This window comes from Enterococcus sp. BWR-S5, assembly GCF_016745255.1.
Lineage (GTDB): Bacteria > Bacillota > Bacilli > Lactobacillales > Enterococcaceae > Enterococcus_L.
Map to the genome: position 1 here is coordinate 162084 of NZ_JADOEQ010000007.1, position 23565 is coordinate 185648.

Genomic DNA, 23565 nt, shown 5'->3' on the forward strand with positions numbered 1-23565 from the left:
GTCTTAAGAAAAGAGCCCGCGTGATTTAGAGAAAAGACTAAAATGAAAAGCGACTGAAGTTCATTGGAATTTCGGTCGTTTTTTTATCTGTTTTTTCTGAAAAAATTTTGAAAAATCACAGCGTTATTTTTGACCAATAGTTCTTATCGGAGTACCATAAATATGTAAGAATAAAGAAAGAGGTGGAAAGATAATGGATAGGAGAAAATCCGGTTTGGATTGGGGTTCATTATTATTAGGTGTTCTGTTTGTTATTATTTCGTTGATGTCTTTTCAAGACCCGGCAGGAAATTTGCTGGCGATTGTCATGGTCTTCGCAGTATTTGCCATTATAAAGGGAGTATTTGAAATCTTTGTGCGAAACCGTTTGAAGGAGCTGACAGGATTTAAGTCTTATACACCGCTTATTTTAGGGGTAATCGACATTATTCTAGGTGTCTATCTTCTGTTCAATCTACAGATAGGAATGGCTGTATTGCCTTATGTGTTTGCGATTTGGTTTATTCTTGATTCCTTCTTCAATCTCTTTACATTGGATTTGGCAAAAGCTTTTCATACAGGCTACTATTGGTTGAGTCTGATTGTAGATGTGCTGGGAATTTTATTAGGGGTTATGCTCTTGTTTAATCCTCTATCCTCTGCATTGACATTGAGCTTTTTAGTTGGGTTCTATTTTATGATGTTCGGAATCACTTATATCGTTTATGCGTTTCATTGAGAATCTAACCGCTAGTTGATTCAAGACAATAACAAAAATTCCCCTCCACGATGAATCGTAGAGGGGAATTTTTATGTATCAGGAGGTTGGGAGTAAGGAAAGTAGCGCCTCCTTTATTTATATGAAGTCTTATTATTTGACGTATTTTCCTGTGCTTAATAGTATCTACGACATTTTTTTTGAGGGCTGGCAATCAAGTGTACCAACCATACAGCGATGGCTAAAGGAATCACGATCTTCAACGCTAACCATAGTAGTGTTCCCACAACACTTAATACCATACTGATAGCGATACTTGCGATAATAAAAAGTCCAACTAATTTAAATACATTTCCTACCAAACTATTATTCATTTTATATTCTCCGTTCTTTGTTTGTTTTCTATACTAAGAGTATAGCAAGAAGCGAAAAAGCGAACATCGACCTCAAGACTGATTTCCCCTCCATCTTTAGGAGGGGAGTGAACGAGTATGGGAGCCAAAGGAGACTCTAGCAGCGTAATGTACGGAAATCGGAGTTAGTCTGTCAACGTTTTTTACACGTCAATTATCAATCAAGTAAGAATGCTAGTCAAAGCATGTAATACTTAACGGCGGAAAAAAATGGAAGAATACATATTAATTGTTTTTGTAGTAAAAGTCAGTAAAATGAAGTTAAATGGGGTGTGGGAAATGTCAAAAACAAGGATAGAAGCTTTTACCGACGCAGTTATTGCAATTATCATGACAATTCTGGTATTGGAGCTGCTGCCGCCGAAAACAGATAGCTGGCAGGCACTATATGATATCGGACATAAGATTTTTATCTATATTATCAGCTTTGTGATGCTGGCTATTTATTGGAATAACCATCATCATATGTTCCAAATGGTCCATAAAATCAATGGCAGAGTGCTGTGGGCAAATAATTTCTTCATTTTTACCCTGACCTTAGTACCGTTTGCTACTGCCTGGGTGGGAGATTTTCTTGATAGTCTGGTGCCGGAGCTGCTATACGGGTTTGTTATTTTGCTGGCAGATGTTGCATACTACATCTTGATGCAGGAGCTGATTCGGGCTGAGAAGAGCAATTCAAAATTAAAGACAATTCTTACAGGGTACTATAAAATGTATCTTTCGATTGGGTTTAATCTTCTAGGGCTGCTTTTAGGCTGGTTGATTCACCCTTACCTAGTCCTGATTGTTAACATTGGTATTTTGATTATGTGGATTGTTCCTGAAAAGAGGATAGAGCAAGAGTACAAAGGCCAATAAAGCACTACTTAATTGTAAAAAGGAGTAAGCGGATAACTGCTGCTTCGATAGAAAAGCTTAATGACACGGAAATTGTTGATTATTTCCGTGTCATTAAGCTTTTATTTATGTTTTTGCCTATCTACTGTACATGAAAGTCTCTCTGAGCGCTTTTTACCTTAAGCTGTTGTTGAGTTGAGGAGACAAATAATATAAAATAGGAGTTATATATCATTTTGCTGATTAGCAGAATAGTCAATGCTGCCTTCTAAAAAAAGTAGGATTCTCAAATTTTTTTGGAACTTCATCATTTTCTGAAAAGAAACTTCTTTTTTTTGGTGTAAAATGAATAGTGGGTAATAACGCAGAAATTTAATACATAATAATGAGATGAATATCTAGATTGGGTACAACAATAGACAGAGTAGATATGAAGGGATCACTAATCGATTATGGAGAAATTAAATAGACAATCATTGGGGAGCAAGAAAATCTTTTTAAGAAAAGAGATAGAACAGGAACGTTTGGGAGAAGAAATCTATGTAGAAGATATCTTATGCCAGTATTCTGTCTATTTAGTGAGAAAATTTGAGGAAAAAGAAGATTATTTGGAATTATCACAGATGGAGCTGCTATTGACAGACCTGCCGGAAAGATTTAATCAGGATTTCAAGGATGCAGTCGTTAAAAGCCTTTACGTCCGTACGACAGCCAAGGCCGTTTATGTGACATTACTTCTTGCTTTACCACAGCCATTGAGTAAATTTCAAATTACTGAGCTGAAAGGCTGGATGGGAAATGTAACCGTACCGCCGCTTGCCTTAGAGCATACATCGAACTTTACCGGTGCAGAAGGTCAGGATAATGGAATGGTACGAGAATGGCAGGAGACAACTAGTGAGGTTCTGCTGTTGACGGAAATGATGAACCAGTTCAACGAGAGTCTGACAGAAGTATATGCAGAGCTTCAGGTGATGAAGAATAAGAAAAATCCGCCGAAGATGCGTATTGTTCAAAGTGAAGCAGCGGTTAAGAATGTTCTGGAAAAGGAAAATGAAAATAGCAAACGACTAGATGAAGCAACAGTTAAAGTCGATAAGCTGAATGAAGCCTTTGAAGCGTTCCAAAAACAAGTCCTGGAGCAGGTGGAGGAACTCAAAAAAGTTGAGGTAAAACCAGCTGAAACGAAGACACCGCCAAAATTCAAAATATATTTTGATGGGCAAAGAGAAGAAGGAACAAAGCTTGAACAACAATTGAAGCAAATGCTTGAACGTGTAGAGACACTGGCCGACCGGACGGATTTCTCGCAAAAAGAAATTGAAAAACTGGGAATGAAAGTCGATAAAGAATCACGTAGATCCAGAGAGCTGTATCGAACACAGACTGAGAGCCCTAAACCGGTAGGGGAACAGTCGAGGCTGGAAGAGAAAATGGCCTTGACCAATAAGGATATACTGACTATTTCCAGTCAACTGAAAGAAATCAATAAGAAGCTGAGTACTGTAGAGACAAAGGTTTCAGAAGCGGAACAGTCACCGGAGGAGATTGCTCAAATTGAAGAGGATCATGATCGACTTCACGAAACAGCCTCTGAGACACAGAAGCTGAATCAGGTAATCAACCAGTTGACGGAGAAGGTTCAAAGTGTGCAAAGTGAATTGACGGATGTCAAACAGAATAAAAAGAAGGCTCCTGTGATGAAGCTTAAAAAGAGCGAGACACAGCAAAAGCTTGATGCACAGCATCAACAGGATCAAGAGCAGCTGAAGGCGAATGCGGTGGAAATTAAGAAGTTAAGCCAGACAGTAGGCAAGGTGGATGTTCAGCTGATACAAGCACATCAGAAAATTGCAGAGCTGGAGCAGAAGCTTCGAACAAATGAACACCTTACCGTGAATCGCAGAAGAGAGCTTGAGTCGACGATGATTTATCAACAGGACACTATGCCTAAGACGGAACAGATACCTGCTGCACCACCGATTCAATCGCAACCGAGCAGACCGCCGCAGCCAGTACAAACACAGCAGCAACCTGCAGCTCAGGCGTATCATCCTGTTCAACCGCCGCAGCAACAGCAACAACAGCCAATGCCGGCACAGCCAGCGAATCATAACCAAAGCAATAACCAAGAGGTACGACCTGTTTCAAGGGAGTTTCCTTCAAAAGCAGATTTTCTGCAGGCATCCAGACCGATACCGCGTCAGCCGCAGCCTGTTCCGGTACAACAGAATATACCTGCTCCAAGCGCTGAAGAGCCATCGACAGTGACACTTTCGATTGAAGAAATGCTGAATCGCGTGTCCGACCATCCGAAGCAGCTGTCTGCTGTTACTCCGGCAGGCTCGGCGCAGAATAAAGCGACACCAACCTCTTTGAGACGATTGAAGAAGCTGGAATCAGATATTACAGCCTGCTTCAAACGCGTGAAAGGTGGGATTGGCAGTCGAGGGATGATTGCTAAAGAAGATGTTTATGCGAACATTCGTCAAATTGAAGTTATCCCATACCTTTGGTCAATGATTCATACAGGTGATAATCCTCAGGATATTCGCTTGAACAATGAAATCAGCTGTCAACAGCTGGTTAAGGGTGTCCCGCAATTCCTGCGAGAAGTAGAAGAAGTTGCTTCCAAGAGGAAAGTAATGGGGAAATGGATTTATGCACCAAAAGAGTTGGAGCAGAAGATGGAAGGCTACAAGCTGTTGAATGAATACTTCGAGTTATACCTTTCTAATACACCAAGCTGATTATTAAAAATAAAAGAACAAGCAAATCAAAAGCACTGCTCATCCAACAGGAATATCTGTTGTGTGAGTAGCGCTTTTTTGTTTTAAGCTAACCATTCCATCAGTTTGTCGAAGACGGTGATTACCTGTTTGTCCTGAGTTTCCTTTAGAAAATCGTGGTTCAGATAATAGACAGGAACGAACAGATCGCTGGTCTGTTTCCGAACAAGCTGTTTACTGTATTTGAAGGGAATCTCCTGATCGGCTGTACTTGCTGTACTGAAGAGCGGCGGAAAGACTTGTAATGCTTCCTTGTTTATCGTAAACGAGTCCTGATTTTGTTCAGTCAGTCCATAGTAGCTTTTGAGCAGCTGGTTCTGCACGCCATAAATGTATAGAAGATATCGTTGTAGAAAAGGATCATCCCAGACGGGTAATACAGTATCCGTTTTTTCAATCATCTGCTTGGTGACAGCTACATCCGATAGACTTCGCTCAGTATCAAGAAAAGAAAAATCTGTATAGCCGTAGAAGTTAATCAATTGCTCCGGCAGTGCTGCTGATTTTTGCTCAAGGAGATGATTTGTCAGCAGCAGCATTAAATAGCTGCCGGCGGAACGTCCGCAAAAGCTGAAGCTGTGTTGTCCAATCAATTCTTGGATAGCATGAAAGCTTTGGGTTAGGGCAGAAAAAATTTCCGGTAGTGTATTGTTAGGCGCTAATAGATAATCGACAGTAACTACCGTGTATTCTTTAGCTAGAAATAGCTGCTTCAGCTCGTTGGGCAAATCGCTTTTACTACCATAAACAAGCCCGCCGCCGTGAAAATAAATCATATATTTTTGTACTTGTGTGTCCGGCCGGAACAGCTCGATTGTTCCGCCATTTGGTAATTGTATTTTTTCAGACATACCGTCGTCTCCTTTATATTCCTTCCAATCGTTCATTTCTTGAACAGTATACGCTTTATTTTCATTTAGGCAATCGTTTAGTCGGTTTAAGATTTTTTCATTTTCAATAAATAGGTCCCAATTTCAAAGTTCAAAACCTGTGTAGGGTTGGCTAGATCAATTTCCAAGTAGTCTTCGATTTTACTTAGACGATAGCGAATGGTTTTGGCATGGAGAAACATGGTTTCAGCTGTTTTTTTATAGTTACGATTACTTTTGAAAAAGGTATAAAGTGTTTCAAAGAGGTCATAATTTTCTCGACACAATGCTGTTAGTTTCGGCGAAATCAGTTTTTCAATCTCCCCCAGCTGCTGTTCATTCATAAAGTAGCGGAATATCCCGAGCTCTGCAACTTCAACGACATGATCGATATAAAATTCCTGATTGAAGCGAATGGTATCCAAACATTCGATTAAGACAGCTTTCAATTCTTCCTTCCTTTTGACTGAGCTTACGGCAAAGGTTAATTCTTTGTGTTCTTCAAATACCTCCGCGAAAATCCGTTTCAGCTCACTTTTCGTAATCGATAAATCCGGTGCAGCTAAATTGTAGAGGAGCACCAAATAATTATGATGTTCAAAGAAAATCACATGCTCCTTCATTGTCCGGAGTGTATTCCGTATTTCTTTTTGCAGAAGCCTACTCGTCAAAGTATTCGTTGAAAAGGCGATACCTTGATAGTATGGATAATTGTTCATGTCTGCTTCATTCAATAGGCTGTTCAGTTCATCAAGATTTCCCGGTGTATTTTGTAGAATAGCATCTGCCAGATTGTTGAGGCGAGTAAAACGATCCTTTTTAATCAAATACTCCATTTGCAGCTTTTCCTGTAGGATATCGATGGCGTTTTCAATAATCATTAAGTCGGTTTCCTTAAAATCGGCATCCTTTTGATAAACTAATAAAATACATTTGTCCGTGTACTGGTTGAGTATTTCTGCTTTTAAAGCAGTGATTTCCTGGGCACTTTTTTGGGAAAAGAGCGTCAGCAGCTCGTAATGATTTTTGGTAAATTCAGTATTTTTCATCGTTGTTTGACGTGTGACGACCAGCTCCTCGTTAAGAGCGCCATAGGTGATATCTATCTCTCGGTCTGGAATTTTCAGGGAGCAGTCCTTTTTTATCAGCAAATGAAATTCGCGCATAATTTGATCGAAGGAAGAAAGGTTTCGTTCGATTTTTGTAAAGCGTTGGCGGACATCGTAATAAGTACGCAGGACATGCGATTGGTAATTAAGCATCGGTTCATAGATGGCCAGCATGATTTTTTCATAGGTTAAATCCTGTTCAACCTTGATTAAAGGAATTTGAAATTCAAAGCAAAGGTCAATGAGCCATTCAGGAATCATTTTTATCAGTCGATCCATTTTTACCACTAGCCCGCTGATACCTATGTTGTGCATTTTCTCAAAAAAATCTGTCAGCTCTTTTTGCTCAACATTGTTGAAGGCGTAAAAGGAAGTCAGGATGAGCTGGTTCTGTTTACTCCATTTTTCTATGTCGATTGCTTCAAGCACCATGGCTGAATCTACTTCATTCTCCAGACCAATCTCACCGGTTAGTAGTTTACTGGATTTGAAAATTTCAAGAGACATCAATTCTTTTATTCTCATTATTTTCTCCTTTTTCCGCTTTTTGGATAAAAACTTTCCCTTTATTTTAGAATATCATCTAATGTAAACGCAAACAAGACGATTTAAAATATAACTGTAAAGAATACGGAGGAGGAGAACGATGTTAAAGACAGTTATTTTAAAAAATAATTATCAGGATTCAATCAATTTGATGCTTTTAACAAACAGCATCAATGAGCTTGCGGAAGTAAACATGAGTCAAATCATGATGGGAACAGATGCCAATAAGGACATTCTTCAAAATACGGAGCTTTTGACGAAGGAGGCAGCTTCTGCTTCCCCTAACGATTTAATGATTGTTGTTGATAGCAATCAAGAAGAGATTATGGATTTGGTTTTACCGGCTGTTCATACCTTCTTAGATGATTTGTCAGCGAAGGGGAGTAGCGAGAAGCAACGTGCTTCTACTTCATGGCAGGAAGCACTTGAAAGCTTGCCGGATGCCAATGTGGCGCTGTTCAGTATCCCGGGAGAGTATGGGGCGCCTGAGATGGAAAAGGCATTGAAAAATGACCTGCATGTCTTTTCTTTTACAGATAATGTAGCTATTGAAGATGAGGTTCGTTTGAAGAAGCTGGCCCATGAACGCGGCTTGTTGATGATGGGACCGGATTGCGGCACGGGGATTCTTTCCAGCATTCCGATTGCCTTCACGAATGTTGTCAGCCCAGGAAATATCGGCATAGTCGGGGCTTCAGGAACTGGGATTCAAGAGGTGACAACAATCATCGATCGCTTGGGCGGTGGTGTGGTTCATGCAATTGGCACAGGCGGTCGTGATTTAAGTGATAAGGTTGGCGCTGTTACGGTGAAGGATGCGATTGTGGCATTGGAGAATCACGAACCAACAGATGTGATTTGTGTGATTTCCAAGCCGCCAGCAAAAGAGGTTCGTGATGAAGTGGTTCAATTACTTCAAAGTATCTCTAAACCTGTTGTAGCGATTTTCCTTGGTGAAAAACCAACCGAGCATGAAGGCAAGGTCTATCTGGCGCATACGTTAGAGGAAACGGCAAAAATTGCTATTGCTTTAGCGAACGATGAAGCTGTTCAACCAAACTATCAGGAAGCAATCAAGAAACCGGATGTTCCGAAGCTATCTGAAAACAAGGTTGTAAAAGGTTTGTATTCAGGGGGGACCTTGGCAGCCGAAGCAGGTATGCTGATTTCGGAAGCCTTGAATTTGGAAGGCTTAGTCAAAAAAGAAGGCTACATTTTACAATCTCATGGCTATGATGTGATTGACCTAGGTGATGATATCTATACACAAGGAAAACCGCATCCAATGATTGATCCGGAGGTACGAATCAATAAAATTCATGAATATGGTCAAAATCCGGAAACCGGCGTAATTCTACTTGATGTGGTTTTAGGCTACGGTGCACATCCGGATATGGCAGGGGCATTGCTGCCGGCTATTCAAGAAGAGCAGGCAAAGGCAAAAGCAGATGGAAGAGAATTGTACTTTGTCGCAACAGTTGTCGGTACGACAAAAGATCCGCAAAATTATGAAGCAACGGTTCAGCTGCTAGAGGAAAACGGTGTACTGGTACAGGAAAGCAATGCGAAGGCCGTTCGCTTAGCGTTATTGTTGAAGGGAATTGATTTGAGCGAGGCAGATAAATCACAGGTTCCTTACCAAGGCAGCAAGGTAGAAATTCCACAGGTCAGTGAAAAGGTGATGGAGCTGTTAAATACGAAGCCGCGTGTTATCAACGTTGGACTTCAAAGCTTCAACGAATCGATTCAGGAGTTTGGCGGAAAATCAGAGCAATTCAATTGGAAACCGCGTGCCGGCGGGAACAAGAGAATGATTAAGCTGTTGAATGCGCTGGATAATCACTCTGAAGAGATTGAGCAGGAAAATCAAAAGGTAACAGATAAAATAAAAAATGCGCAGCCATTCCTTGTGGATGTTGTCCCTGCTAAAAGTGTTATTCCTGAATTGAACGAAGCACAAAAAACGTTGCTTCATGCAGGACCGCCAATTCGCTACGAGGAAATGACCGGACCGATGAAAGGCTCTTGTATTGGAGCAGCACTGTTTGAAGGTTGGGCAGACAATGAAGCGGATGTCAAAAAAATGTTGGAGGCCGGCGAAGTTCGCTTTATCCCTTGTCATCATGTTCAAGCGGTTGGGCCAATGGGCGGAATCACTTCTGCAAATATGCCGGTAGTGGTTGTTGAAAACCGTTTGGATGGCGCAAAAGCCTACTGTACGATGAATGAAGGAATTGGCAAGGTATTGCGTTTCGGAGCTTATTCAGAAGAGGTGGTTACTCGTCTGGCCTGGATGCGTGATGTCTTAGGTCCGACAATTGCTCAAGCCTTGCAGAAGACAGAGGAAGGAATCAACCTGAATGTGCTGATTGCACGCTCAATCACGATGGGAGATGAGTTCCACCAACGAAATATTGCGGCTTCTCTGAACTTCCTGAAGGAAATTTCACCGCTGATTATTGAGTTGGCTATCGATGAACAACAAAAATACGATGTTATTAAGTTCTTGGCAGATACAGATCAGTTCTTCCTGAACATTATGATGGCTACAGGGAAAGCGATTGTTGATACTGCCAGAAAAGGTACAAAAGGAACCATTGTTACAACGATGACCCGTAATGGTGTGAACTTTGGTGTACGAATTGCAGAAACCGGTGATCGCTGGTATACAGCACCGGTCAATACACCGAAGGGCTTGTATTTTACAGGGTTCACTGAGGAAGACGGTAATCCGGATATTGGTGACAGTGCCATCACTGAGACAGTAGGTGTGGGTGCAATGGCGATGGTTGCTGCACCGGGTGTCACACGCTTTGTCGGTGCCGGAGGTTTCCAGGATGCATTGGAAATTTCTAATGAGATGGCGGAAATCTGTGCAGGGCATAATCCAACCTTTACAATTCCAACCTGGGATTTCCAAGGGACATGTCTGGGGATTGATATCCGTAAGGTTGTTGAGACAGGTATCACACCGATCATCAACACTGGTATCGCTCATAAGAAAGCCGGAGTTGGTCAAGTGGGTGCCGGTACGGTACGAGCACCTCTGGGCTGTTTCGAAAAAGCGCTGGAAGCCTATGCTGAAGAGCTGGGTATTCGCATTGACGACTAAGATACGAATCAGTGAAGGAATTTTTCCAATCGATCGGTTTGGAAAAATGGGCAGTGTCCATAGCGTCTTTCAGCATTCCTTTAATATCAAGGTCGGCGGGCAGCTGATTAATCTTACGAATCATCCAGACTATTTGTCCGGCTTTGGTATTCATCTGCCTGATGCACTGTTTCAAGAGATATTTCCCTGTATACAGCAGGGAAATATCGTAAAGATTATCGATGATAGGCTATCCGTTTACAGTTTGTTAGGTGTTTGTTCATTCTCGCTGAAAGAGGCAGAGGTGGTGCCGCTAAAGCTGTCTCATCTGAGAGTTCAACAAGAAGAGCTGTGTCAGCTGGAGCAATTGCTGGCGAGTCAACAGCTGGAAACAGCAATTGGGTTACCTTTTGATGCTAAAACGGTGGAAATAGTCAATTTGCTTCGCAGTTCTAAAACGACTCTGTCTTCTGTTGAGTGGCAGGAGGTTCTGAACTATTTGATTGGACGCGGCAAGGGACTGACTCCTAGTGGAGATGATATTTTAACAGCCTATCTTGCTATTCTATTTATGGTTGGTAATCCTCAGGCTGAAGCATTGTCTTCCGCTCTAGCCAATCAGGAGCTGTCAACAACTGATATCAGTAAGGCCTACATTATCAGTTCTATCCATGGTTATGTGAACTCATTGGTTTATCAATTATTTTTAGACTTACAGAATCAGGAGAATACAGCAGTTATAGAGCAAGCGATTGAACGGATTCGAGCGATTGGTCATTCATCAGGAACAGATTTATGCTTTGGGCTATTATTAGGACTTCAAAAAATAAGAAAATGTATGGATGTGACAGAATAAGTGAGCGCAGCTGTTCTGCGTTGAACGGATTATTTTGTACACACCATATAGAAATGGGGAAAATTCATGGAGAATACAGCAGTAAAAGTAAACGATCATTACTGGAAAAAAGTTGTCGCCATATTCTTTGTTGGTTGGATTTTGATGTATGCAACACGGACAATTTTCAATCCGATTATGGGTGTAGTAGGGGAACAGTTTGGCTTAAGTAATACACAGTTAGGACTGGCAAACAGTATGTTCTTCCTGACCTATGCCATTGCCCAAATTCCATTTGGGATGATTGGCGATAAAATTGGTCGCAAATTAGTTATCGCTATCGGCTTCGTCGTTTTGGCAGGGATGACCTATTTGAGTGGGATTGCGACAACATTTGTCATGTTCTTAATGATTCGTGCCTTTGCGGGTATCGGTCAGGGCGCTTACTATGGACCGCAATACGCTTTATCTACAGAAGCGATTCCAACCAATAAACGCACCTTAGGGAATGCCATCATCAACAGCGGAATGGCCTTCGGAACTTCCGGCGGGTACTTGTTGTCAAGTAAGCTGGTTTTGGAAAATGGCGAGCATTGGAGCAAGCCGTTCTTCATTATGGCAATTCCAACTTTAATTGTAGGGATTCTATTTTATACTGTTTTGAAAGAAAAAGTGATTCGTCCGGAAGATGAAGGGCAAAAACAAACTGCAGACGGTGAAAAAGAAAAAATTTCTTTGAAATCAATCTTCTCAAATAAAAATTTACTGGCAGCTTTCATTCTTTGCTTTACCAGTATCTATGCCAACTTTGTAATTATCACGTGGCTGCCACAGTTTCTGATTGCTGAACGAGGCTTTGAAGGAGCAAGCGTTGGGTTCATTTCTTCACTTGTACCATGGGCGTCTATTCCAGGTGCATTAATCTTTGCCCGTCTGAATGACAAGACCGGAGCAACCAAAAAATTAGTCTATACACTAGTACCATTAGCTGTTCTATCTGTTTTCTCTATTGCTTTTGTAACGGATCGTACCTTATTGATTGCTGTGCTGATTCTTTATGGATTGACTGGAAAATTGGCGCTTGATCCAATCTTGGTAACCTTTGTTACTAAGAATGCACCATCCGGAGCGTTGGGAACAACGTTGAGTGCCTATAACTTTATTGGGATGTCCGGTTCAATTCTGGCCCCTTATGTGACAGGGTATCTGGCAGACTCAGTTGGTTCGATGCAAATCGGGTTTTATCTATCTTGCGGACTACTGGTTATCGGGCTCTTGGCCTTTGCCATGTTAGCCAAGGTTCAGCCATTGAAGGAGCAATAAAGGACAAGAGTTGTTTGATTCTAACTATAAAAGGAGTTTTTCTATGAGTTTAAATGTTATTGCTCTGGGCGGAAATGCGATTTTAGAAACTGATCCGACTGATGAAGGGCAAAAAGCAGTAATAAAGCATGCGGCTAAGTCGATTGCTGATTTTGTTGGAAATGGAGAAGAGGTCATTGTCTGTCATGGCAATGGTCCTCAGGTCGGTAATCTGCTGCTGCAGCAAAAAGCGGCAGAGGATGAAAAAAATCCGACGATGAAGCTGGACTCTTGTGTGGCAATGACACAGGGAAGTATCGGGTACTGGCTGCAAAATGCGTTAATCAATGAGTTTGCAAAACGAGCTGTCGCAAAACCAGTCGTCTCTATTGTGACACAGGTCAGAGTGGATGCAGCAGATCCCTCCTTTCAAACGCCTACCAAACCCATTGGTCCTTTTTACAGCAAAGAAGAAGCTGAGAGTGAGTCTGAAAAAGATGGGTCTGTTTATGCGGAGGATGCCGGAAGAGGTTATCGCAAAGTAGTTGCTTCCCCAATACCACAGGAAATTGTTGAGAAAGAGGCGGTTCAGGCGTTAGTCAATGCAGGTGTGTTGACAGTCTGTGCCGGCGGTGGCGGAGTGCCTGTGGTGAAAGAGGACAATCAGCTGGTCGGCGTAGAGGCAGTTAATGACAAGGACTTCTCCGCACGAGTTCTTGCTGAAACGGTCGAAGCAGATCGATTGATCATTTTAACCGGTGTCGATAATATTTATATCAACTATAATCAGCCGAACCAAAAAGCATTAGAGGAAATCACCGTTGCTGAAGCGGAGAGCTACATTGAAGAGGGCCATTTTGCAGCTGGAAGTATGCTGCCGAAAATTGAAGCGGCTGTTGCATTCGTTAAGGGACATGCCGACCGAAAAGCGGTCATTACTTCCATTGAAAATTTAAAGAATATCAGTAATGGTGCAGGGACGACAGTAATCGGCAAGTAAACGGGGGAAAAAGGATGAAACCAAAAAAGTTTTCAATGATTACCCAAATCGTTATTGCAGTGATACTGGGCATTATGTTTGGTCTGGTCTTACCGGACGTTGCACACTACTTAAAGCTAGTAGGAGATATTTTTCTAAAGTTGATGCAGATGGCAATCCCTATTTTAGTATTGGGACAAATTGTTCAAGCAGTTGGAGGCATTAAGCCGAAGGAGCTGACCAGCTTAGGCGGCCGTACAATTATGGTCTTTGGCTTATCGTCTCTATTTGCAGCTTGTTGGGGCATTCTTATGGCTGTCTTTCTAAATCCCGGTGTCGGTGTAACCATCAATCAGCTGGAAGATTCATCTATAAAGGCACATGAGCTTTCATTAACAGAGACACTTTCCGGATTTTTTCCAAAGAACATTTTTGAGTCATTGGCAGAGGGCTCAATTATTCAAATCATTGTTTTCGCTCTATTTTTCGGGCTGGCTCTAAGTAAGTTTATGGCGAGTCGTCCGGAATCCAAGCTGTTTCAATTGATTATTGATTTTAATGATGTGATTATAAACATTATTCATTATGTGATGTTTCTGGCGCCGATTGGAATCTTTGCTCTGATTTCTTCAACAATCAGCAACTTGGGCATAGCAATTATTTTACCGCTACTGAAATATCTTCTGGTCTACGCAATTGGGACTGTGTTGCTGTTGGGCATCTGGATTGCCTTTATCAGCGTGTATTGCCGAGTGAATCCATTACAGCTTATTCGAAATATGAAAAGTATGTCTGTTATGGCGTTGGCAACCACCTCGTCGGCAATTACCCTACCGATTGCGATGGAGGAATCTCGCGAGAAGCTGGGACTGAGTGATCGTATCACAAATTTAGTCTTGCCATTGGGCATGTCACTAAACAGCAATGGCTCGGCGATGCATATGAGTATTACGGTTATGACGATTGCTCAGATGTATCAAATGGAGTTTGATTTACAACGAATGATTTATTTAGCAGTGACTGCTACTTTTGTTTCACTGGCAAATGCTGTTGTGCCCGGAGCTGGACTTGTCTCACTGGCAATCATTGTTCCGCAAATGGGACTGCCAATCGAAAGCATTGCCATTTTTGCTGGCGTGGAATGGTTTGTAGGAATGCTTCGAACGATCTTAAATGTGAATTCAGATGTTTATTCCGCAATCGTTGTCGCAAAATCAGTCAATGAAATCGATTATTCATTGTTCAATGAGGGAAAAAAATAAGGGCTTGATAGCTGCTGATAAAGCAGTCAGCATGAATCACTCTAAAAAGAGAATGAGCTTGGGGGCATTTCACAATGTTTCACAAATTCATTCTTTTTTGCTTTTTTATAGACAAAAAAGGCTATCTCAAAAGAGACAGCCAAAAAGGAGTATTACTCATAGGAGTAATGAAATAAAAGGTTGTTGGTTAGTACATATACAATAGTAATATATTTATTATATAATGTCAAATAAAAGTTTTGTTTTTTTGCTATTTTGGCAGATAAAAACTACATGGAAAGAAAGAGTTGACGTATGCTGGTATTTGCTCAATAGGCGGATAACGGGTACTATTAAAGGGACAAGAAGGAGGGAATACAGATGGAAACAGCTTCTAAAAATCCAAAAAAATACAAAAAAAGTACCAGATTCAGACAAATCACAGGGATATTCATGAAATATAATGTTCTGCCGAATATTATGAAGCAAACACGCCCGGAGGAAGTTCGTCAGGCTTTTGAAGAGCTTGGTCCGACCTTTATCAAAATCGGTCAAATGCTTTCTGTTCGAACCGATATTCTCCCTCCTTCCTATACAGATGAGTTGAAAAAGCTGCAGGATAGTGTGAAGACGGATGATTATTCAGAAGTAAAACGAATCATTGAGGAGGAAACCGGTCATCCATTATCAGAGCTGTTTTCAACCTTTGAGGAGACACCAATCGCCTCAGCTTCAATGGGGCAAATTCATCGAGCGACACTGCAATCCGGTGAGCTTGTCGCAGTCAAAGTACAGCATGTAGGTATACGAGAAGGAATCATGCTGGATTTATCCTTGCTGGAGCGGGCATTGCCTCTTATTAAGTACATTCCTGAATCGAAAGTAATCGATTTAAAGAATATATTTATGGAAATCAAACAGTCGCTGCAAAAGGAATTAGATGCGTTGCAGGAGGCTGCAAACGGGCAACGCTTTTTCGAGCTTAACGATGGCTGGGACATCATTAAAGTACCTAAAATGTATTTGGACTACAGTACCTCTAAAGTATTAGTCATGTCCTTTGTTGAAGGCAAGAGTATCCGCAGCTTTTTTAAAGATACAACAAAAGCAAAAGAACACCCAAAGCTGAGGAAAGAATTCGGAGATACACTTGTGCGAAACTTTATTAAGCAGGTCTTTGAAGATGGCTTCTTTCACGCTGATCCTCATCCTGGCAATATCTTTGTTCTAAAAACAGAGGGAGGTACGCAAGAAACAAGAGCAACTAAGGAGCATCGTTTGCATAAGGATTTTGAGCAGTCCGGGTTAGAATTTCTTTATCGCGAAGAAGAACCCTTACCGCCATATCGTCTGATTTACCTTGATTTCGGTATGATGGGGCAGTTGAGCGAGGGAACAATCAAGAAGCTGACAGCGGTAATGGACAGTCTCTACAGAAATAATTCTAAAGCAACAGGTCGAGCAATTTTACAGATTTGTCGACAGATTGGACCGATGGATGAAGAGCAGTTTTATGAGCAGCTGGGTACTTTATTGGATCGCAATTATGGTGTAAGTATCGGTGAATTAAATCTGCAAACCCTCTTCTTACAGGTCATTGCTATTTGTCATGAAAATAATTTGCAGGTACCTCAGGAAGTCACCATGTTGGTTAAGGCAGTGGTCACATTTGAAGGAATGATTCGGGAGCTGGACCCAGATATTTCTTTGGTTGAGATTTCTGCACCTTTTGCGCAGAAGTATTTTACTGAAAAAATCGATTGGTCAATGGAGCTGAAACGAGCAGCATTGGATATGCTTTATTCGGCGAAGGCCGCACCGCAGATTCCCAGCAGAGCATTGGATGTATTGGATGACTTGGCGAAAGGAAAATCAAAGGTCAATGTTGAGCTGAAAAGACAGGATGAATTATTAAGTCGAATTGAGGGTATGGTGAATCGGTTGGTTATTGGCTTGATTTTATCTGCCTTGATTATCGGCTCGTCGCTGTTGGTTGAATTTCACGATGGTTTGACAGGGCAGTTTGTTTCTATTCTAGGAATTCTTGGTTATGGGATTGCTTTCTTTGCCATTCTGTTTTTAATCTATGATATCTGGAGGAAGCATAGGAAGAGGAAAAAGTAGGTAAAAAAGTCTTTAATAAATAAAGAAGCATAAAAAGGGAGAACACCTTCTTAGCCGAAGCTTAGAAGGTGTTCAAGGGGAGATAGCTAGAAAGAAGTTTACTACGCTCGTCTTTCCACTAAAATTAGTATAACAGAAATTTTCTTGAAATAGCCTTTCAATAAAGTGAGACAAATTTTCGATTTTTGCAATTTTTTTCATCCTATTGAATCAATCACTTGGATTGAAAGATACTTGCTGCAAATCATTCGATTGTATTTAAATCAAAAAGAAAAGTATCAAAGTCTTTTACATAATAACGAATATTTTTTCGACCTCGTTGGACGATTGTGTGACCTTCCCCTTCAAGCATTTTCTTTTGGTAGTCAACACCGCCTGGGAATTTTGGCTGCAGTTCACCGTGTGCCTTTAATGTCCGCCAATAGGGTGTTTGATTCGCTTCACGCTGACTGCTGGCCCAAGCAGCAATGGAGACGAAAGCTCCGGCAGTAATCGGTTCGGTAAAATCGGCTTGATTTTTCTTTGCCAGATACTCTCTAATAGCGGTAACCGTAATGATTTTTCCTTTAGGGATTTTTTTCATCAATTCATCATAAGTGAGCGGCGGGGCAAAATACATTCGTTCGCCCCCGTATTTCTCGATGGTTTTTTGATCGGTAATTTTTTTGATTTTCGGCATGTCTTTAGGATTATGCAACATTGCATTGAAATCTTTTTTGTCTTCGCCTGCCATAGTGCTTCCTCCTTTTACTGAATTTTGTATAGAGAGACCTCGCCTCTTCAAGGTAAAGATAGCATAAATACATCCATCAGCCAATGAGACAGTTGTAAAAAAATAAAAGAATTTAAAAGCTCCCTTGAGCTCGGTTTACCGATTTCAAGGGAGCTTTTCTTTTATGCGGCGGCTCGTTTGCGCCGTTTTTTTCTTTTGACCTCTTTCTTTTGAGGCTTGTTGGTAAATTTTACAAACAGGACAAAACCGCCAATACATAAGACAAACAAAGTGGCGCCAATTGCAAAGCCTTCCGGCAGATAAACCAGCTTAATGTCATGCTCGCCTTTGCTGACAGGGAAGCTGACAAATGCATCCTCGAAGGCAGTGACTTCTACTTTTTTGCCATCTACGTAGGCAGACCAGCCTTTATCGTAAGGAATGGTTGTAAGAACAACTTGATCTTCCTGCGCATTGACTGTGCCTGTTGCCTTTCTCCCGGACGTAGTCAAATCAATACCGTTGTCTTGAATGGCTGCAACGGCAGATTCATACGCCTGTGTATCAAGTCCAACAACTCGAGGTGTCATGAAGCTGACGGCCTCTGTTCCGTAGAAGCTGACAGAGAAAGTAACGGTTGTTGGTTCTTCATAATAGCCGATGTTGTAATATTGACCGGTGATATTGATCTGTGATTTTTGGCTGATACCATCAACCGTGATTGTTGCACTAGAGCTTTCCAACTGTCCGAAATCTGTCGGAAACAGACTGAGGTATGCTTGTGTATGAGCTGGAACTGATACGTTCCAGGTCAATTCTTTTGCCACTTCACCTTGGATTTCCCGATAGGTCACCGAGTTTGCACTTTCTTCAATCTTCACATTTTGCTGACTAATGAGTGTTGGCGTATAGAAAGTAAAGTAGCTTTGGTCCTGCTGTGCCAACTGATTAAAGAGAGCTGTCTGACTACCCAAGTTATCATTTTCCGGCTGTTCGACATCGTAAATAGATGCATCAGTCAAAAAGCCCAGAGGTAATGCGTAACTGTTTTCATAAAGAGAAAGCTTTCCGGATTCACCGGTTTGAGAAAAACCGAATTTTAATGGATCATTTTCAGATAAATTATACTTAATTCCCATCAACGCATCCATCAGCAGCGTATTGTTAGGGTAGCGAATATTTAAGCTGGTGCCTCTGGAGCGAAAGCCCAGAGAATCCAAATACGCAGAAGAATTTCGGTTTCTGATTGATGAAAACAGACTGATACCGCTATATCCGTAATTGATACTATCGTTAGAAGAAACAGGATTTAGATTCTCCAGGCGATAGAAGGTGTCATTTTCATTTTTAGTTTGATCGACCAGCTTCTTAATATCTGGGTAAGGCTCACTGTAAAGACTTCGTGAAGCGTAGTTCCAGTCATCCAGCACCCCATTAACCATGGCCTTTGTATTAATTGTTGCTTCCGCCATTACCAACAGCAGTAGCAGCACTGTGAGATAACGAGCAGGCACTTTTTTCAGCTGATAAAAGGCGATACCGGCCAAGTACAAAATAAGAAACAGTACGGTAATGATAAAGGAAGTAATTGAGATATACTCATAACTTCCGGTAGATTTTGAGCCTTCCGCTAAGGCAAAGAAGGCCATCAGTAAAATCGTTGTTCCCGAAAGAATCCCGAGATCATCCGTTTTGAATTTCTCCCACCCATAGCCTGCCAGTAAAACAACAAGAAATGAAAAAAGAAAGCTGTAACGGAATAAGAACATATTTGGTGCGTGCATGCCATGCCAAAACAGATTTAACGGAGCAATGTAAAAGCTGGCAATCAGAATCGCAAACAGTCCGCCAAACAATAGCTTATTCTTTAGTGGAACCTGTCGAGTCGTAAAGTAGAAAACCGCAAAAATTAATGGCAGTAAGCCAACATAGATAAACGGAATCGATCCGTATTTCGTCGTATCATAAACACCGACCATGTTCTTCATAACAATATCCCAAAAGGCGGTGGCTTCAGTTTTAAACTTGGTCACTTCGGATAAGGTTTCACCATTAGATTGTAAATCAAAGAGTGTCGGTAAGATAATAATCATCGATGCGCCGCCGGCAAGCAATGAAGTGATGCCATAAGGTAAAATAGCTTTTTTGTATTGCTTCCAGTTGGTTAGCAGTCGTGCGACAAAATACAGAACTGAAAAAATCCCAATCATAAAGCCCATGTAGAAATTGGCGATGAACAGCAACAAATAGCTGACAAAGAGCATCGTCGGTTTTCGTTCATCCATCAAGCGATGAATGCCCCAGATGACCAGTGGCAGGTAAACAAAGGCATCCAGCCACATAATTAGCTCAGAGTGAGCCGTCGCAAATGACATTAAGGCATAAGGAATGCTGAGTGTGACATGCGCCCATTTATTAATTTTGAATGTGTGGGAGGCAAAGAACCAGAAGGAGAGCCCTGCCGAACCAATTTTTAACAGTGTAATCAGATAGAGTGCATCCGGCATATTCTGATTACTGAAAAAAAAGACAATCGGCGTAAAGAGACCGCCTAAATAGTAAGAAATCAGAGAGAGATAGTTCAGCCCAAGAGAGGCATTCCATGTGTAAAAGATACTCTGTTTTCCATGTAGAACGTTATTAAAGCTGGCGTGGAAATTTGAAAATTGTGAAAAAGCATCACTGGCCAGTACACTGCGGCTGCTTCCCGGATAAATACCGATGCTTAAGTAGATCAAAGCCATTATAAAAAAAGGAATAAAGAAGCTGGCAGCCATATATGGCCAGTTTTCCTTGAGAAATTGCTGTAATTTATTTTTCATTTAGAGACCTCACAACCCAATTAGTATTCGTATACGAAACGACTCAGTAAGCAAGCATCAGCCCAAGAGATAGACTACACTTCAAAATGCGTGTACATGTCTCAGCGATGCTTTCTGTCATCAACCATTTTGTCTATTTCATATAGTATCTAGTTTAGCATATTCAAATAAAATATAGCCAATAGAAGGAAAATTTCATAAAATATTCATGAAATCCATTTAATTGAATAGTGGGTAGTCAGGCAGGAGCGATAAACAGTAATCAGTAAGTGAGTCTGCTGCCCTCTTTTATAGCTACATCCCAAGTGATATCAAAAAGAGCAAGAAACTTGTCTGGGCAAGACCAAGCTTCACAAAGCAGTGCCCTTAACCATAAGTGAAACATGTTTTCTGGTTGAGGGCACTGCTTGTTAGACTGATGTGCCAATTCTGGTCTGGTTGTTTGCGAAGTGAAGAGGGGCTGTTCAGCATTTTTCAATATGAAGTGTAAGGAAGGCCTGCTCATCATCAGATAGCTCGAAGCTGAACACGTCAGCAATAAATATCCGTAGGTTTTCTGCAATGGCGAATGCATCTGGATACGCTTGTTGAACAAAGCGATACAGCTCGTTGTTTTGTTCGGAAGGCTCGCTATCGTTTCGAATGATTCTCAGCAGCAGAAAACGGATATGTCGTAAAAAGCCGGATTGTTTTCTTTTTAAGAGAGAGGGCGATATTTTTAAGTATCCGCAGAGCGCTTGGGTCAAGACATCCAAGCCAATGATTATTTTCTCTAGTTCCGCAGTATTGGGTGACAGCTGTTGATTTGAGCAACAGACTATTTCTAATAGCCATAAAAAATCATAGGTGGAGAAGTCCTGGTCGGAATAATCACGGCATGCAGAGAGAGCCTTTTGGGCAAAGATATATTCTTCTTCAAAATATAAGAAGATAGCTGTCATATGCTGAGGAGTGAGCGTTGGGCTATTTAAGGAATCTTCTTCTAAGAACTGCTGCAGGTGGTGTTCGAAAACCGATAAGGGACGAAATGGAAATTGTTCATGGTATAGTGATACGAATAATCCGAATAGCTCCGGCTTTTCTGAAATTGTCGCTGAAAGCAGAGAATGAAATGATTTTGGAGATTTACAAGTAGTCATAATGATACACTCCTTCTTTTCTTTAATATTCAATGGTTCGAAGACCGTAAACGCTAATTGAGGTGTTTCTTCTTCCTTTTTAGTGTAAACTGTATAGTAACTAGACAGTCAATTGATTTGAAAAAATATTGAGAAGAAAACAGAGGGACAGGCGATGAGTAATAGAACAGACTATTTATCTATCAGTGAATTTGCAGAGCTTTCGGGCATCAAAAGAAAGACCTTGATTTATTACGATCAGATTCATCTCTTAAAGCCGAGAAAAGTCAGCGAAAAGGGCTATCGCTATTATCACTACCATCAGCTATACGCAGTAAATATGATTATTTTTTTTAAGGATATTGGCATGTCTTTGGAGGAAATAAAAGAGTATAGTCAATTGACGTCAGCGGATCAGATGATTACGTTAATCCAAATACAGAAAGAAAAGATTCGACAGAAGCAGCTGTATTACAATCGAATGGAAAAAATGATGGATCTTCAAATACAGTCATTGAGGGAAACCGCAAATTTTGACGACAGTTCTATTTTTCTGACCTATTATGAGGAGGTTCCGTTGTTCTTTGGTGATACTCTCTATCAAGGGGTGAACTCTCGTGTTTCAGTCGCATTGAGAGAGCTTTATCATCAATGTCTTAAAGCAGGCTATGAGTTTCCGTATCCTTCCGGGATGGCGATGCATCTGGATAGAACCTATACTTCAGAGGGGGCGGTCGCGCAATACTACATGAAGGTCCCTGAGTCATCAACAGTGCGGCCAAAAGGAAACTATTTAGAATGTTATGCTCAAGGACATGGTGAGTATCAGACAGGTTATGAAAAGTTGATTGAATACGCGGAACGAAAAAATTTATCAATCACTGGTACGCTATACATCGATTTCATTCAAAATGAGCTGGTTGCTCAAAATTTTGATGATTTCATTATGAAAATGATGATTCAGGTGGAAGAGAAGAAACAGGGATAAAAAACCACGGCTTCCCACTTTTTTCATAATTGAATGTGCTATACTATTGTGAAAAAAGGAGTAGAGATGATGGAGAAAATCATATTAATTGAACCTTCAATGGCTTATGAGGAGCAAATTCAATCATATAGAGCCGAGTTTATCGAAAATGGGGATAGTATGGACGGTACCTCTTTCTTGAGAGAGTATGATCAGGTTCCCGACTGGTTGGCGTTTATCGAAAAAAATCGTCACGCTGAAACTGTCACAGAAGGATTGGTTGTAGCAACGGAGCTTCTAGCTGTCCGCTCTTCAGATAATAGACTGGTGGGGATGATTGACATTCGCCACACCTTGAATGATTATTTATTGAAGTTCGGGGGACATATTGGCTACAGTGTACGAAGAAGCGAATGGAATCAAGGCTACGCGAAGGAAATACTGAGACAGGCTCTGGATTTTTGTCGGACACTTGAGCTGGAAAAAGTCCTTATTACCTGTGATAAAACCAATCCGGCTTCCGCCAAGGTGATTCAGTTCAACGGTGGAGAATTGGAGAATGAGCTCCTTGATGAAAGCGATGGAGAAATTGTTCAGCGATATTGGATTACTTTATAGAATATGTAATAGAAGAAAATAAACATCGAAATTTCCTTTTTTCGATGTTTATTTTTTGTTTTTCGGAATGGAGCAGTCGGAAGTAATCGACATTTACTTTCTACTTATTTTTTTTTGTTCTTCATTTTAACAGGAATGTTATTTATATATTATTGTCTTGTTTTCTTTGTTTTATTTATCTAAAATGAAACAAAAGGAGGATAAAAATATGAGTGGAGTATTAGTTAAGTTAGGTGTGGCAGCTTCGGTTTCACAGAAAATCAGTCAGGCAGCCGGTGCTTTAGCTGGTGTTGCAACAACTGGGAGTACAGCGAGCCGAACAACAGTTAGTGGTAATAACAATGCCCAACAAACGATCCAACGAATTAGCCAGTCCGGGCAGCGAATTTCCAATGCATTAACCAGAGATGGGAACACTATTCATTCGGTGGCAAAGGAGTTTTCGGTTATCGATCAGAAAATCGGGCAAGGATTTGATGGGTTCAGTGATTTG

At 41.1% G+C, this 23565-nt stretch carries 18 protein-coding genes; 12 read left to right on the forward strand and 6 right to left on the reverse strand.

Translation table 11 applies throughout. The features are described 5' to 3' along the window. Positions 1 to 193 precede the first annotated feature (193 nt). On the forward strand, positions 194 to 718 hold the full coding sequence (locus IW510_RS10360) for an HdeD family acid-resistance protein (RefSeq protein ID WP_202059290.1): 525 nt from the start codon (positions 194 to 196) through the stop codon (positions 716 to 718). A 155-nt stretch (positions 719 to 873) separates the two neighbouring features. Here the strand turns inward: IW510_RS10360 and IW510_RS10365 are convergent, their stop codons facing one another. Then, on the reverse strand, positions 874 to 1071 hold the full coding sequence (locus tag IW510_RS10365; protein WP_202059292.1) for a hypothetical protein: 198 nt from the start codon (positions 1069 to 1071) through the stop codon (positions 874 to 876). A gap of 318 nt (positions 1072 to 1389) precedes the next feature. Between IW510_RS10365 and IW510_RS10370 the strand changes: the two genes are divergently transcribed. Beyond that, entirely contained in the window at positions 1390 to 1971 is a 582-nt protein-coding gene (locus tag IW510_RS10370; protein WP_202059343.1) for a TMEM175 family protein, read from the forward strand. Positions 1972 to 2402: 431 nt separating this feature from the next. Continuing rightward, the gene (locus IW510_RS10375; RefSeq protein WP_202059294.1) at positions 2403 to 4700 is read left to right on the forward strand and encodes a hypothetical protein; all 2298 of its coding nucleotides are present in this window, start codon (positions 2403 to 2405) and stop codon (positions 4698 to 4700) included. Between the two features lie 83 nt (positions 4701 to 4783). Here the strand turns inward: IW510_RS10375 and IW510_RS10380 are convergent, their stop codons facing one another. Together IW510_RS10380 and IW510_RS10385 are read right to left on the reverse strand one after the other, a co-directional pair. Then, positions 4784 to 5590: an alpha/beta hydrolase gene (locus tag IW510_RS10380; RefSeq protein WP_202059296.1), complete on the reverse strand. Its 807-nt coding sequence runs from the start codon at positions 5588 to 5590 to the stop codon at positions 4784 to 4786. Positions 5591 to 5676: 86 nt separating this feature from the next. Beyond that, on the reverse strand, positions 5677 to 7242 hold the full coding sequence (locus IW510_RS10385; protein ID WP_202059298.1) for a PucR family transcriptional regulator: 1566 nt from the start codon (positions 7240 to 7242) through the stop codon (positions 5677 to 5679). A gap of 121 nt (positions 7243 to 7363) precedes the next feature. Between IW510_RS10385 and fdrA the strand changes: the two genes are divergently transcribed. The 6 genes from fdrA (at position 7364) to IW510_RS10415 (ending at position 16835) form a co-directional block, all read left to right on the forward strand. Beyond that, positions 7364 to 10375: a DUF1116 domain-containing protein gene (fdrA, locus tag IW510_RS10390; RefSeq protein WP_202059300.1), complete on the forward strand. Its 3012-nt coding sequence runs from the start codon at positions 7364 to 7366 to the stop codon at positions 10373 to 10375. Further along, the gene (locus IW510_RS10395) at positions 10341 to 11210 is read left to right on the forward strand and encodes a DUF2877 domain-containing protein (protein WP_236674693.1); all 870 of its coding nucleotides are present in this window, start codon (positions 10341 to 10343) and stop codon (positions 11208 to 11210) included. The genes fdrA and IW510_RS10395 overlap by 35 nt, the downstream gene beginning before the upstream one ends. A 66-nt stretch (positions 11211 to 11276) precedes the next feature. After that, positions 11277 to 12512, forward strand: coding sequence for an MFS transporter (locus tag IW510_RS10400; protein WP_202059302.1), 1236 nt, complete (start codon positions 11277 to 11279; stop codon positions 12510 to 12512). Positions 12513 to 12555: 43 nt separating this feature from the next. Beyond that, positions 12556 to 13491, forward strand: a complete 936-nt coding sequence (gene arcC / locus IW510_RS10405) for a carbamate kinase (protein ID WP_202059304.1) — start codon at positions 12556 to 12558, stop codon at positions 13489 to 13491. 14 nt (positions 13492 to 13505) lie between these two features. Continuing rightward, complete coding sequence (locus tag IW510_RS10410; RefSeq protein ID WP_202059306.1) at positions 13506 to 14732, forward strand: dicarboxylate/amino acid:cation symporter; 1227 nt, start codon at positions 13506 to 13508, stop codon at positions 14730 to 14732. A gap of 360 nt (positions 14733 to 15092) precedes the next feature. Next, positions 15093 to 16835 (forward strand): ABC1 kinase family protein, encoded by a 1743-nt coding sequence (locus IW510_RS10415; protein ID WP_202059308.1) that lies wholly within the window; start codon positions 15093 to 15095, stop codon positions 16833 to 16835. A gap of 244 nt (positions 16836 to 17079) precedes the next feature. On the opposite strand, the gene IW510_RS10420 is transcribed toward IW510_RS10415, so the two are convergent. The 3 genes from IW510_RS10420 to IW510_RS10430 form a co-directional block, all read right to left on the reverse strand. Continuing rightward, entirely contained in the window at positions 17080 to 17568 is a 489-nt protein-coding gene (locus IW510_RS10420) for an MGMT family protein (RefSeq protein ID WP_202059310.1), read from the reverse strand. 161 nt (positions 17569 to 17729) lie between these two features. Beyond that, complete coding sequence (locus IW510_RS10425; RefSeq protein ID WP_202059312.1) at positions 17730 to 20369, reverse strand: YfhO family protein; 2640 nt, start codon at positions 20367 to 20369, stop codon at positions 17730 to 17732. A gap of 464 nt (positions 20370 to 20833) precedes the next feature. Beyond that, a complete protein-coding gene (locus IW510_RS10430) occupies positions 20834 to 21508 on the reverse strand; it encodes a PRD domain-containing protein (RefSeq protein ID WP_202059314.1) in 675 nt (224 codons plus the stop codon). Between the two features lie 154 nt (positions 21509 to 21662). On the opposite strand from IW510_RS10430, the gene IW510_RS10435 reads away from it, so the two are divergent. From IW510_RS10435 to IW510_RS10445, 3 genes are all read left to right on the forward strand, one after another. Continuing rightward, positions 21663 to 22475, forward strand: a complete 813-nt coding sequence (locus tag IW510_RS10435; protein ID WP_202059316.1) for a MerR family transcriptional regulator — start codon at positions 21663 to 21665, stop codon at positions 22473 to 22475. A 69-nt stretch (positions 22476 to 22544) separates the two neighbouring features. Continuing rightward, positions 22545 to 23072 carry a GNAT family N-acetyltransferase gene (locus tag IW510_RS10440; RefSeq protein ID WP_202059318.1) on the forward strand — a complete coding sequence of 176 codons (528 nt, stop codon included), beginning with the start codon at positions 22545 to 22547 and terminating at the stop codon, positions 23070 to 23072. A 208-nt stretch (positions 23073 to 23280) separates the two neighbouring features. Beyond that, positions 23281 to 23565 (forward strand): TIGR04197 family type VII secretion effector (locus IW510_RS10445; RefSeq protein WP_202059320.1); only part of this gene is annotated, 285 nt, incomplete at its 3' end.

Coding starts and splice junctions, on each gene's coding strand:
- IW510_RS10360 (WP_202059290.1), top strand. CDS start 194: ATGGATAGGAGAAAATCCGGTTTGGATTGGGGTTCATTATTATTAGGT.
- IW510_RS10365 (WP_202059292.1), bottom strand. CDS start 1,071: ATGAATAATAGTTTGGTAGGAAATGTATTTAAATTAGTTGGACTTTTT.
- IW510_RS10370 (WP_202059343.1), top strand. CDS start 1,390: ATGTCAAAAACAAGGATAGAAGCTTTTACCGACGCAGTTATTGCAATT.
- IW510_RS10375 (WP_202059294.1), top strand. CDS start 2,403: ATGGAGAAATTAAATAGACAATCATTGGGGAGCAAGAAAATCTTTTTA.
- IW510_RS10380 (WP_202059296.1), bottom strand. CDS start 5,590: ATGTCTGAAAAAATACAATTACCAAATGGCGGAACAATCGAGCTGTTC.
- IW510_RS10385 (WP_202059298.1), bottom strand. CDS start 7,242: ATGAGAATAAAAGAATTGATGTCTCTTGAAATTTTCAAATCCAGTAAA.
- fdrA (WP_202059300.1), top strand. CDS start 7,364: ATGTTAAAGACAGTTATTTTAAAAAATAATTATCAGGATTCAATCAAT.
- IW510_RS10395 (WP_236674693.1), top strand. CDS start 10,341: ATGCTGAAGAGCTGGGTATTCGCATTGACGACTAAGATACGAATCAGT.
- IW510_RS10400 (WP_202059302.1), top strand. CDS start 11,277: ATGGAGAATACAGCAGTAAAAGTAAACGATCATTACTGGAAAAAAGTT.
- arcC (WP_202059304.1), top strand. CDS start 12,556: ATGAGTTTAAATGTTATTGCTCTGGGCGGAAATGCGATTTTAGAAACT.
- IW510_RS10410 (WP_202059306.1), top strand. CDS start 13,506: ATGAAACCAAAAAAGTTTTCAATGATTACCCAAATCGTTATTGCAGTG.
- IW510_RS10415 (WP_202059308.1), top strand. CDS start 15,093: ATGGAAACAGCTTCTAAAAATCCAAAAAAATACAAAAAAAGTACCAGA.
- IW510_RS10420 (WP_202059310.1), bottom strand. CDS start 17,568: ATGGCAGGCGAAGACAAAAAAGATTTCAATGCAATGTTGCATAATCCT.
- IW510_RS10425 (WP_202059312.1), bottom strand. CDS start 20,369: ATGAAAAATAAATTACAGCAATTTCTCAAGGAAAACTGGCCATATATG.
- IW510_RS10430 (WP_202059314.1), bottom strand. CDS start 21,508: ATGACTACTTGTAAATCTCCAAAATCATTTCATTCTCTGCTTTCAGCG.
- IW510_RS10435 (WP_202059316.1), top strand. CDS start 21,663: ATGAGTAATAGAACAGACTATTTATCTATCAGTGAATTTGCAGAGCTT.
- IW510_RS10440 (WP_202059318.1), top strand. CDS start 22,545: ATGGAGAAAATCATATTAATTGAACCTTCAATGGCTTATGAGGAGCAA.